This window comes from Halomonas sp. GT, from assembly GCF_002082565.1.
Lineage (GTDB): Bacteria > Pseudomonadota > Gammaproteobacteria > Pseudomonadales > Halomonadaceae > Vreelandella.
Genome location: NZ_CP020562.1, coordinates 3,352,599 through 3,364,506, shown reverse-complemented (window position 1 = coordinate 3,364,506; position 11,908 = coordinate 3,352,599). Strand labels below are relative to the sequence as shown.

Below are 11,908 nucleotides of genomic sequence, written 5' to 3'. Positions count from 1 at the left end.
GCTCAGATATTAAGTGCTCAGATACAAAGTGTTTAGAGGTTAACGATTCTGCCGAGACACTCTCAGCTTTTAATCATTCGGTTAAATCATCCATACGCCGCTGGCGTCGGGTCTTGATGACAAGTGTGGTAGGTGCCGCCTTATGTACAAGCCCTGCACTGTATGCCGACTTCAGCCAGCTTGGCCAGTTAGCAAGCAAAGGCTTCTCAATTAGCGCTGAGGCGCGCTTACTGGATGCGAATGCCGGTAGTAATGCGTTGCTGGGTAGCTTGAATCCAGAGCGTCAGCTGTCGCCAGCATCTGTCACTAAAGCCTATCTGTCTGCTGCGGCACTCAATCGTTTTGGGCCCCAGCATCGCTTTACCAGCCAGCTTGTCAGCACAGGTAGCGTGGAAAATGGGGTATTGCGTGGCGACTTGGTATTCGAAGGTGGGGGCGACCCCGGCCTCACAACTGAAGACCTTTGGCGGTTAGTGCAACGCCTGCAGCTTGCTGGTGTGCGCGAAGTGGATGGCGCGCTGGTGGTCAGTCAGTGGCGCTTTGGCCCTGTTGAGTGTATTACCACGGATCGCTGTAATGCGCGCACTCGAGTCACCAATGCTTACAGTGCGCCGCTCACTTCGGCAGGTGTCAACTTTGGTAGCTGGTGCGCCAATATAGCCCCTGCTGCGGCAGCGGGAGAACCTGCACGCGTAGGATTATGTGATAGTCAGGCGCCGTTAATTGCTATTGATAACCAAGTTATCACGCGCCCGGCCAATAGTGGCACTGACATCAGCGCAGAGCGCATTACCGATGAGCGGGGTGATGTTCTGCGTCTTACCGGGCAAATTTCAACCAATGCCGCGGCTCGTGATGTTTACCGTGGCGCCGGCGATGCAGCAGAGAAAACGGCTCAAGTATTGTTGAGCATGCTAAATCAGGCGGGTGTGAGTGTGCGTGACCCCTGGCGGGTTAGCTCAACGAGACCGCCTAGCAGTGCACAGCGTTTGGCAGCCGTTGACAGTAAGCCGCTTCAGGAACTGCTGCTGCGTACAATGAACTACTCCAATAATTATATGGCTGATGTGTTGGCACTAAATCTGGTGGAAACGCCCCAAGCGCAACTGCGCCAAGCGGGGCAGGCGATAGAAGCCTATGTGCAAAGCTTGTCGGGCCACGGTCCATTGGTGTTACACAGTGGCAGCGGTCTGACGACCGATAACCGCACCTCCGCTCACGGTGTCAATGTGATGTTGGAGGATATGTTTCGCCAAAGTGCCTTGTTCCCTAGTTTCGTCGCGTCTTTTCAGTCGCCTGCTAATGGGGTAATGCGCTTTATTCGTCGTGGTTCTCCAACGTTTCAAAATAACGTCATGCTGAAAACAGGCACGCTCAATCAGCCGTTTGCTGTTCGTGCCGTGGCGGGCTATTTCCGTACCGCCCAGGGACGTTGGGGTGTCTTTAGTGTGCTAGTTAATGGCAGCGGCAGTACGCCTTATCTTAGCTGGCCCGAAGTGTTGGATCCGCTGTCGCTGGATTTAGATGCGATGATATTAGCTAATTAATATTAACTTTACCGCCGAGGCAACGGGCATGAAGCCAGGACATACGGGATTAACGCATCTAGTGCACTCAACGCGCTATTCATGGAAAGGGTTAAAGGCCGCTTTCAGAAATGAAGCTGCGTTTCGTCAAGAAGTGGGTATTGCAGCGGTGTTGCTGCCGCTGGCTTGGTGGATTGGAGAAGGACCAATTAGCTGGCTGCTGCTGGTTGGCAGTTTGTTTCTTGTGCTGATTGTGGAGCTGCTCAATAGTGCTATAGAGAACGTTGTCGATCGTATTGGTACCGAGCATCACGAGCTTTCAGGGCGTGCTAAAGATATTGGCTCGGCGGCGGTTATGCTGTCGTTGATCATGGCAGGTTTAACCTGGGGGCTGTTAGGCTGGCAAAAGCTGGTTGGCTAAATCGATTTTATTCAACTCATGCAGTGAGTCGTTTCATCAACCAATATAATAGATGCTTGGCAGAGAGGTGGTTATGCAGTTAGACGACGCGTTTTTACCCCAGGTTGGGCTGCCAACAGTGCTTAAGCCCGCCGCGCAGCGTGCCTGGCAGCGATTAAGTGAAGCGCTTGGCCAAGCTGATAATCTTGCCTCAATGACCAAGCAACCGTTGCCTTCCAGTAGTTGGGAGGCACTTTCTGATGCGCGCCGTGAAGCGTTAGCCAACGTCGTAACTGTCTCAAGCTTCGCTCTAGATACCCTGACACGTTTTCCGCACTGGCTAATTGATTTAGATGTGGCTGGCGAGCTGGATGCGACGGCCAGTAAGGAGTCGCAAGCAAGTTGGTTAGATGATGCGCTGGAAAATGCCGATGATGAAGAGGCAATGCATCGCGCTATTCGCCGCTTTCGCCGAGCCCGCATGCTCGGGATTGTGTGGCGTGACTTTAATCGCCCTGATGGCTACACCATGTGGGACACTGCTCAGGCAGTCTCGTGGCTGGCGGAAGTCTGTATAGAAGCTGCGTTAAGCTGGCTTGAACGTTTTTACGCCCCACGCTGGGGGTTACCTGCGGCCCGCAGAGATGGCTCGTCTCAGCGGTTGGTGGTGCTGGGTATGGGTAAGCTCGGCGCGGGTGAGCTAAATCTATCCTCTGACATCGACCTGATCTTCGCCTTCCCTGAAAAAGGTGAAACCGAAGGCGGGCGTAAGCCCCTTGAGCACCAAGAGTACTTCACCAAACTAGGTCAGAAACTGATCGCCGCTTTAGATGCCATGACGGCCGACGGTTTCGTATTTCGCGTTGATATGAGGCTGCGCCCACTGGGTGATGGTGGCCCACTGGTGGGCAGTTTCTCGATGCTCTCCAGTTACTATCAGGATCAGGGCCGTGAGTGGGAGCGTTATGCCATGCTCAAAGCGCGTCCCGTCGCAGGAGACATAGATGGCGGGCATGAATTGCTCGCAAGTCTCAGGCCGTTTGTTTACCGCCGCTACTTGGATTTTGGTGCGATTGAGTCGCTGCGTGAGCTCAAGGCGATGATCAATCGCGAGGTAAAGCGGAAGGGCATGCAAAGCAATATCAAGCTAGGGCCCGGTGGAATCCGCGAGGTTGAATTCGTTGTACAAGCATTTCAGCTGATTCGCGGTGGACGCGATACCGAGCTTCAAGTGACCTCGCTCAAGACGGCTCTTAATCGATTGCCTGAACTGGGACTGTTGCCCCAAACGGTCGTCGATGAGCTGCTGCCTGACTATGCGTATCTTCGTGATATGGAACACGCTATTCAGGCGCTAGAAGACCGTCAAACTCAAACGCTACCCGTCGATGATGAAGACCGGGAACGGGTCGCTTTTGCCTTGGGGCATGAAGATTGGCCTGGGCTCATCGCTCGGCTGGAGGAAGTGCGCGAACGTGTTCGTCAGCACTTTGATGCGGTGATCGCTGACCCGGAAGAGGATGCCGATGCAGAGAGTAGCGACGATAACCTTGGCCTATCGCAATGGCGATTACTGTGGCGCGGCGAGCTAGAACAGGAAGAGGCGGCAGCACTGCTAACTGATGCTGGTTTTATGGAGCCAGAGAAAGCGCTTAAACGACTGCAGGGACTTTACCATTCCCGCCAGGTACAAAGCATGCAGCGTATCGGCTTTGAACGGCTAGATGCGCTAATGCCGCTGCTACTGGTTGCCGTTGCCGAAAGTGAATTGCCAGATAACGCTCTTAGTGGCGTCCAGCCGCTGATCGAGTCGGTGCTTAGGCGAACTGCTTACCTTGCGCTACTGCGTGAAAATCCCCAGGCGCTTGAGCACCTGATGAAGCTGTGCTCGGCCAGTCACTGGATTGCAGAGCAACTTGCGCGTTATCCAATACTGCTTGATGAGCTACTAACGCCAGATACGCTTTACACCCCCGCTGATAAATCACGCTTGGCAGACGAGCTACGCCAAACGTTGAGCCGCTTGCCAGAAGATGATGATGAGGCGCAGTTGGAAGCGCTTCGCGTGTTTAAGCATGCGCAGATGCTTCACGTTGCTGCATCGGATATCGCTGGAACACGCCACTTGATGAAGGTGAGCGACTATCTAACGTATATCGCTGAAGTCATTCTGGATGCCGTGCTAGCGATGGCCTGGAAACATGTCACGCGTAAACATGGTGTGCCAGAAGGTCTCAATATACGAGAGCCAGCGTTTTTGATTGTGGGATACGGCAAGCTGGGAGGCATCGAACTTGGTTATGGCTCTGATTTGGACTTGGTGTTCCTTCATGATAGCGACGGGAAAGGCACTACCGATGGTGCCAGGCCCATTGATACGGCGGTCTTTTTTACCCGCCTAGGCCAGCGCATTATCCACCTTTTAACCGCAGTAACGCCTGCTGGCAGCCTTTACGAGGTTGATATGCGCCTTCGTCCTTCAGGCAATGCGGGCCTGTTGGTGACCTCTTTAGATGCCTTTGCGGATTATCAGCGCCAAAACGCATGGACCTGGGAGCACCAAGCGCTGGTGCGCGCGCGCGTTGTTGCCGGTAGTGACGGGCTTGCAGATAAATTTGATGCGATCCGTGGCGAGATGCTGTGTCGCGAGCGTGACCCGCAAGCCTTGAGAGACGATGTTGTCAGCATGCGTCATAAAATGCGTGATCACCTTGGTTCTAAAGGGCAGGGTTCTAAAGGGCCGGGCTTAAAAGGACAGCCAGATAGTGCACAAGGGGAAGTGTTTAGCCTGAAGCACGATGCGGGTGGCATGGTCGATATTGAGTTTCTCTGCCAATACGCAGTGTTATCACTCGCTCATGACACGCCTGCATTAATAACGTATAGCGATAATATCCGCATTTTAGAAACCCTCGCCAAGAGTGGGCATATTTCCGAGTCAGAGGCGGAGCAGCTGCGGGAAGCGTATCTCGCTTATCGTAGCCGTACCCATCGTGCGGCGTTAACCGGTGAAAAAACCGTCGTTGATGCACAGGCGTTCAAAGCCCACCGCGATGTGGTTATCGCACTTTGGCAGCGTTTTCTTGAACCATGATCGGTCATATTCTCGCGACGCTGTTACCCGTGTTCTTAATTGCTGGCTGTGGTGCGGTTTACGGGCGTTACCGAAACCCTGATATTCGCAGCCTTAACACGCTCAATATGGAGCTATTTGTTCCACTGCTGGTATTTGCTGTGCTAGCTGATCGCCAAGCGCCACTGGCAGACTATGCCTGGCTCGCCACTGCGGCGGTGGCCGTCGTGCTAGGGTCTGGTCTTGTGCTTTGGCCGGTTGCTAAGTGGCTGTCGCTAGACACTAAGGTGTTCTTGCCGCCAATGATGTTCAATAACTCTGGCAATATGGGGGTGCCGCTATTGGTACTCGCCTTTGGGCCAGAAGCCCTACCGGCTGCTGTAGTCGTGTTTATTGTTGAAATGCTCCTGCATTTCTCAGTAGGTCTTTACATGTTGGACCCGCGCACGTCACTTTGGCGACTGTTACGAATGCCCATCGTAGCTGCTAGTCTAGCAGGGCTAGTTATAAACGTTGGAAATGTACCGTTGCCGAGCTGGCTGTTAGAAGCAATGCATATGTTAGGAGGAGTCTGTATCCCCCTGATGCTCTTTGCATTAGGTGTTCGATTGCTGGAAATTGATTTTAATGACTGGCGAACGGGGTTGTTGGGAGCGCTCCTCTGCCCGCTTTCTGGCTTAGTGATCGCACTACCACTCATGTGGTTACTACCATTGAATCCGCTACAGACAGCTGTGCTACTGGTGTTTGCTGCACTGCCGCCTGCGGTGCTGAACTACTTAGTGGCAGAGCAGTATAAGCTGGCACCCCAGAAAGTCGCTTCGTTGGTACTTATTGGTAATTTAGGGAGCTTGATTGTTATACCACTGACGTTAGCAGCAGCGTTCGCTTGGATTCAAACGCCGCTTTAATAGCGGCGTTATTCAGTAATTGATCAAGACCGATGGTGATCGTTTTTAACTTCGTAACTACCTTCTATTGCATCGTGCTGGCGCGTAGAGGTATCGCTGTGAGAATAACCGCCACCAATATCCTGAGCGTGGTCAGCGCGCATCTGCTCCATACGTTTTTTCATTTTATGGCGGACAAAGGGCATCATTGCCCAGCCAATAAGCAGAAAGAAAAGTCCGAATACAACACCGACGATCATCAGTGCACCAAACGCTAGCCACGTTAGTAGCAGTTTGATACTGCCCATCAGGCCGGTCGGCTGGGTCTGGGCTGCCCGAGCACGCCACTGATTAGCAGCTTGCCACGCGGCATTACGTTGATCACGATTCATTTGCGGCATGAAAGCCTCCATCGTTCGTATGCGTCCATTGGAACACAGGCTGGGTATCAAGTTCCTGGGCTGGGCTAACATTTCTTGATTAAGGCCTTAAAGAAATTTTATACGAATATGTTAGCTTAAAGGCCATGCCGTTTTATGTTTGGTACAAGGTCTGTGTTTCAAAAAACCTGCATTTATCGGTACATTTTACTCTGTTATACACAATGCTCATTTAACAGGATGGTTATATGGCAAATCATGGCGGTAAGTCGGTATTTGTCGCCTCTGCGGTGATTATATTCGGCTTGGTTGTTATTGGCGCTGCATTCCCAGAAGGCTTTGGTAATGCAGCCCAAACAGCGCTCACCTCAATTACGGAACTGTTCGGCTGGTTCTACTTGTTTTCAGTGTTTGGCTTTGTGGTTTTTCTTGTTGGCTTGGCACTGAGTAAGTATGGGAAAGTGCGCCTTGGTCCTCAAGACAGTACGCCCAGTTACAGTTTTTTCTCGTGGATTAGCATGCTGCTGGCGGCGGGGTTTGGTGTTGGGCTGGTTTTTTATGGTATGGCTGAACCAATGACGCACTATATCTCCCCCCCTTATGGTGACGTGCCTGCTGAAACAGATGCTGCCGCGCGCTATGCAATTCAATACAGCTACTTTAACTGGGGTATCCACCAGTGGGCGGCGTTTTCTGTTGTGGGCTTAATTATTGCCTACTTTCAATTTCGGAAAGGGCAAGCAGGGCTGGTGTCTTCAGTACTCTCTTCAGTGACGGCTAAACATCCCCGGGTTCGCCCTTACGCATCATGGCTGGATATTTTTGCTGTGGTCGCCACCGTTATGGGGGTAGCCACCTCGCTTGGTTTAGGTGTGCTGCAAATGAACGGAGGGCTTAATGCGGTGTTTGGTTTGCCAGAAAATGGCTTTTGGCAGTTTGTCATTCTGTTTGTCATGTTTTGTGCTTATATGGCATCGACATGGTCAGGCTTGGATAAAGGCATTAAGCGGTTATCAAACCTAAACATGATTTTATGTATTGGCTTGATGCTGTACGTATTAATCACAGGCCCTACTATTGCTATTTTAGAGACCATTACTCTGGGTATTGGCGATTACCTGCAAAACTTTATTGGTATGAGCCTACGCATTTCACCCTATAGCGATAATGAATGGGCGAGTAGCTGGACCATTTTTTATTGGGCATGGGTCATTGCATGGTCGCCGTTTGTGGGTACCTTTGTAGCGCGTGTTTCCCGCGGCCGCACGATCAAAGAGTACGTCTTTGGCGTATTGTTTGTGCCACCATTATTAGCCTGTTTGTGGATAGGCGTTTTTGGTGGTGCCGCGCTTAATTTGGAAATGTCGGGTAGCGATGTTGGGTTGGCTGCCGCCACTGAAGCCAATATTACCGTGGCGTTATTCGAAATGTTCGAGCTGATGCCCTTCACCGGTGTTCTATCGGTAGTCGCCATGTTGCTTATCTTTATTTTCCTGGTGACGTCGGCAGATTCTGCTTCCTACATCGTGGCGCAAATGACCGACAATGGCTCCATCAATCCGCCACTTTATAAGCGTATTATTTGGGGTGTATTGATCGCCGCTATTTGTTTAACGTTGATTGTGGCGGGTGGACTTTCTGGCCTGCAGTCAGCGGCGGTGCTTTCAGCATTACCGTTTACCTTTATTTTGTATATGATGATTGTGGTACTGGTTCGTGAGCTGCGTGCTGACCGCAAGGCGATGCTAACGCAGCTGTATCGTCGCCATGGGGAAACACCGGTTGGTGCTGATGCGTTTGAAGCAGAACAGTTAGGCGAGGAAGAGCGCCTACGCCGTGCTCCAAGCGTCGTCAATCGTCGCATTAATAGTTAAATTATTCGCTGATTTATAGGGAATGCACACATGGATAAAGCGTGCTGATGGCCCGGCAAGGACACCACGGCGCCACGCGGAAACAGCCCAAAAGGGACGTTTTTGACCGTTGGCTGGATCGCCTCGTCACTGTTGCTGTTATAACGGCGATGGTGGTGGGTATTGCGGCCGTGGTAGCGCACTGGTTGCTATGAGTCTGAATGCCAAGGAATGCCATAAGCAACCATGATCAGCGTGTCACGCTCGGCTATGCCGAGCGTTTGTTTTTTAAGGCCCGTCTACGGTTAAGCCGCTTTTCTGAATAATTACATATCTTATTATCGTCATGAAAAAGCTGTCGTTAATAGGGTGATGACGCTACTACACACTTTTTTGAGAGAGCCTGCATGCTGCCTGCTAACCCCGCCAAGGTTACTCCCACCTACGCATCGCGACGTGAAATATTTGGTTGGGCAATGTTTGATTTTGCCAACCAGGCTTACACTTTGCTCATCATCACTGTCGTGTTTGGAGAACTTTTTACGACGGTAATCGTAGGCGATAGAGGTGATGGCTTTCGCCTAGCAAATTTTTTATGGAGCCTCGCGTTAGCGTTGAGCTATCTAATGGTCGTATTAACTGCCCCGCTTTGCGGCGCAGTCATGGACTATCGAGCAGAAAAAAAGCGCTTTTTATTAATTAGTTATCTCGCTACTGTGGCGACAACTGTCATGCTTTACTTTGTCGAGCCTGGTTACGTAGTAGCGGGGCTGCTGTTAATTATACTTTCAAACTATGCTTACTCGATGGGCGAGTCGTTTATAGCCGCTTTTTTGCCGGAGTTAGGCCCTCCTAATGCGCTGGGTAAGATTTCTGGGTTTGGTTGGGCGCTTGGCTATATCGGTGGCCTCTTTGCTGCTGGTTTTACGCTGATGGTGCTAGGGGAAGCGACCGCTGATAACTTTGAGCGCATACGTTGGGTAGGTCCTTTTGCCGCTGGCTTTTTCTTAGTAGCGGCGCTTCCCACCTTCCTATGGATGAAAGAGCGAGGTGTGCCTCAACCCCATGGTGTTTCCTATCGACGTATTGCGTTACAGCGTGTTCGCTCAACATTTACTGAGCTACGCTACTTTAAAGACTTAACTGTCTTTTTAGTGTCGCTGTTATTCTCAATGGCAGGTGTCTACATCATTATTGCGTTTGCTTTTATTTATGGCGCTCAGGTGATTGGTTGGGAAGAGAGTGTGCGCAATATTATGTTTATTATTGTTCAAATAACGGCAGCGGCAGGCGCGCTGGGATTTGGATTTTTACAGGATAAATTGGGCGCCAAGCGCACGTATCAAATGACACTAGCGTTATGGGTCATCGCTATTGTATCGATATGGGCGACGCCAGAGCTGACTGATTGGGTTAACAGCCATTACGCCGTGCAGTGGCAAGCGCAACACGTTTTTCTGGTGGTCGGTTGTCTGGCGGGTCTTAGTCTGGGGTCTAGCCAATCAGCTAGCCGGGCGTTGGTAGGCGTATTCTCACCACTGGAAAAGTCTGCTGAATTTTTTGGCTTCTGGGGCCTTGCCAACAAATTGGCAGGCGTGTTCGGCATAGTCATGCTGGGCGTTTTGCAAACGTTAATTGGTTTGCAAGCGTCTATCCTATTATGTGTGGCACTGTTTGTTATCGCGATGTTGATATGCGCTGGCGTTAATGAACAGCGTGGGCGTGATGCTGCACTTGCCTGGGAAAGGAGCGCTTAGCTCGGAGGTGGCGTATGAAAACCCTCGCTACGCAACGAGGTGGTATCGTCATCATGCTACTCTTTTGGGTGTTGTTATTGGCCGCTGGCACATGGCTGTTGGATGGCGGTTTCGAGAAGCTAATGACGCCAAATGTCCATGTGATGTACGTCTCTTCGGATGACGGACCCGTCAATTTAAAGCGCAATCGTGCTGGTCATTTTGAAGCGCCGGGGAAAATTAATGGGAAGCCAGTGACTTTTTTGTTAGATACGGGGGCTACTTATGTTGCAGTACCCGGTAATTTAGCAAGCGAGCTGGGCCTAGAGCCGGGACGCAGTGCTTGGTTTAACACCGCTAATGGTCGCGCAGAGGGTACGCTGACACAGCTAGATGAGGTTGTGTTGGGCAACATACGTATGAATGACGTGCAAGGGTCTATAAGTCCTGGCATGGAAAACGAGACCGTACTACTTGGTATGAGTTTCCTTAATTTATTGGCGATTGAAATACGCGGTGGGGAAATGGTACTGAGCTTACCTACGGAGTGAATGTTACTTGTGTGCATTGAAACGATGTGCTTAGCTAAAAAGTCATGGAAGCAATCCCGCTAAGGAGTAGTTATGGGTATTGAGGTAGGTGGATTATTAGGGCTTATCTGGCTCATCATCGTTGTATGGGCCATTGTGAAAGTTGCTAAGAGTTCAGCCGGTGGGCTGGCAAAACTGTTGTGGATCTTGGCGCTGTTATTTTTCCCGTTAGTTGGGCTGATCGCGTGGTTTCTACTTGGCCCCAAAGGGTAGCGAGCAACACGCTATTTCTAAATAATAAAAAGGCAGGCCACATTGGTGGTCTGCCTTTTTAGTAACCTAGTTATTAGGTTACCTAAGAGTCGTGAAGCGGTTGGTCGCTCGCAAAAGCCGTTTTATTCCCTTGGTGGCGCTTTATAATGCCCAGGAATCGTCAGCTTCTCTCCATTAGGTAGATCGCGCACCTGAGTGGGTACGTAAACACGCTTGATAACACTTTTGGCTTTACTAGTTTCCATAATGTCCTCTTGCTGCCAGATTTTCGACAGTTAGCAAAATCACATTAGCGTTTGGCGGTGTAAGAATCAAGGTGCCTAGCAGGCAAACCATTACCTGGAGTATGGGAAAGAGGTCAGGGGGCAGGCGTTTGAACGGTTTTGAGGTATCCTGGAAGATATTGCAGCCTGCGGTTACATAGGGTGAGCGGGTGATAACACAAACTGCCTAAGCGGAGTGAAGATAAAGGATGGTAGACCACTTGGAACAGCAATTTCAGGCGCTTGGAGCTCAAGACGCCGTAACGCCTGACTATCCAGACCAAGATCACGTGTTGATTATTGAAGATGACCAGCGCTTGGCAGAGCTGACTCGCGAATACCTGGAGGCAAATGGCTTTCAAGTAACGCTAGAGGCAGATGGTGCAAAGGGCGTGGATCGTATTTTAACACTCCAGCCTGACTTGGTGATTTTGGACTTAATGTTGCCGGGCGAGGATGGTTTGGCTATCTGCCGTCGTGTTAGGCCCAACTTTGCTGGTCCTATAATGATGCTAACGGCTCGCACCGATGATCTTGATCAAGTGCTGGGTTTGGAGATGGGGGCGGATGACTATGTACCAAAGCCGGTTCAGCCCCGTGTACTTCTAGCACGCATGCGCGCGCTACTTCGTCGTGCTGATGCGCCAGCACCTGGTGGCGAGATGCGCCTGCGCTTTGAAAATCTCGAGATAGATAACGCCACACGTGAGGCCTGGCTTTCCGGTGAGCGTATTGATCTCACCAGCGCAGAGTTTGATCTATTGTGGCTGTTGGCGAGTAATGCGGGGCGTGTATTAACCCGTGAAGAGATTTTCAATGAGCTACGTGGCATCAAATACGATGGGCAGGATCGTTCGATTGACGTACGGGTGTCGCGTATTCGGCCCAAAGTAGGCGATGACCCTAACCAGCCGCACCGGATTAAAACAGTCCGAAGCAAAGGCTATCTGTTTGTTAAAGACAGCTAATTAAGAGAGGTTAACC

At 51.0% G+C, this 11,908-nt stretch carries 11 protein-coding genes; 9 read left to right on the top strand and 2 right to left on the bottom strand.

What is annotated here, in order from left to right; all coding sequences use genetic code 11:
* The first annotated feature begins 116 nt into the window (after window positions 1-116).
* The 4 genes from dacB (at window position 117) to B6A39_RS15255 (ending at window position 5,910) form a co-directional block, all read left to right on the top strand.
* Window positions 117-1,547, top strand: coding sequence for a D-alanyl-D-alanine carboxypeptidase/D-alanyl-D-alanine endopeptidase (gene dacB / locus B6A39_RS15270; protein ID WP_083007044.1), 1,431 nt, complete (start codon window positions 117-119; stop codon window positions 1,545-1,547).
* Between the two features lie 28 nt (window positions 1,548-1,575).
* Window positions 1,576-1,947 (top strand): diacylglycerol kinase, encoded by a 372-nt coding sequence (locus tag B6A39_RS15265; protein ID WP_083007042.1) that lies wholly within the window; start codon window positions 1,576-1,578, stop codon window positions 1,945-1,947.
* A gap of 73 nt (window positions 1,948-2,020) precedes the next feature.
* Window positions 2,021-5,020 carry a bifunctional [glutamate--ammonia ligase]-adenylyl-L-tyrosine phosphorylase/[glutamate--ammonia-ligase] adenylyltransferase gene (gene glnE, locus B6A39_RS15260; protein WP_083007040.1) on the top strand — a complete coding sequence of 1,000 codons (3,000 nt, stop codon included), beginning with the start codon at window positions 2,021-2,023 and terminating at the stop codon, window positions 5,018-5,020.
* A complete protein-coding gene (locus B6A39_RS15255) occupies window positions 5,017-5,910 on the top strand; it encodes an AEC family transporter (RefSeq protein ID WP_083007038.1) in 894 nt (297 codons plus the stop codon). The genes glnE and B6A39_RS15255 overlap by 4 nt, the downstream gene beginning before the upstream one ends.
* A 23-nt stretch (window positions 5,911-5,933) precedes the next feature.
* On the opposite strand, the gene B6A39_RS15250 is transcribed toward B6A39_RS15255, so the two are convergent.
* On the bottom strand, window positions 5,934-6,290 hold the full coding sequence (locus tag B6A39_RS15250; protein ID WP_083007036.1) for a hypothetical protein: 357 nt from the start codon (window positions 6,288-6,290) through the stop codon (window positions 5,934-5,936).
* Between the two features lie 227 nt (window positions 6,291-6,517).
* Between B6A39_RS15250 and B6A39_RS15245 the strand changes: the two genes are divergently transcribed.
* The 4 genes from B6A39_RS15245 (at window position 6,518) to B6A39_RS15230 (ending at window position 10,661) form a co-directional block, all read left to right on the top strand.
* On the top strand, window positions 6,518-8,143 hold the full coding sequence (locus tag B6A39_RS15245; RefSeq protein WP_083007035.1) for a BCCT family transporter: 1,626 nt from the start codon (window positions 6,518-6,520) through the stop codon (window positions 8,141-8,143).
* 386 nt (window positions 8,144-8,529) lie between these two features.
* On the top strand, window positions 8,530-9,879 hold the full coding sequence (locus B6A39_RS15240; protein WP_083007033.1) for an MFS transporter: 1,350 nt from the start codon (window positions 8,530-8,532) through the stop codon (window positions 9,877-9,879).
* Window positions 9,880-9,893: 14 nt separating this feature from the next.
* Window positions 9,894-10,409: a retropepsin-like aspartic protease family protein gene (locus B6A39_RS15235; protein WP_083007032.1), complete on the top strand. Its 516-nt coding sequence runs from the start codon at window positions 9,894-9,896 to the stop codon at window positions 10,407-10,409.
* A 72-nt stretch (window positions 10,410-10,481) separates the two neighbouring features.
* A complete protein-coding gene (locus B6A39_RS15230; RefSeq protein WP_009724851.1) occupies window positions 10,482-10,661 on the top strand; it encodes a PLDc N-terminal domain-containing protein in 180 nt (59 codons plus the stop codon).
* 122 nt (window positions 10,662-10,783) lie between these two features.
* On the opposite strand, the gene B6A39_RS19155 is transcribed toward B6A39_RS15230, so the two are convergent.
* Window positions 10,784-10,906 (bottom strand): hypothetical protein, encoded by a 123-nt coding sequence (locus B6A39_RS19155; protein ID WP_269747947.1) that lies wholly within the window; start codon window positions 10,904-10,906, stop codon window positions 10,784-10,786.
* A gap of 227 nt (window positions 10,907-11,133) precedes the next feature.
* Here B6A39_RS19155 and B6A39_RS15225 point away from each other — a divergent pair, with 227 nt between their 5' ends.
* The gene (locus B6A39_RS15225; protein WP_083007030.1) at window positions 11,134-11,892 is read left to right on the top strand and encodes a winged helix-turn-helix domain-containing protein; all 759 of its coding nucleotides are present in this window, start codon (window positions 11,134-11,136) and stop codon (window positions 11,890-11,892) included.
* The last annotated feature ends 16 nt before the right edge of the window (window positions 11,893-11,908 follow it).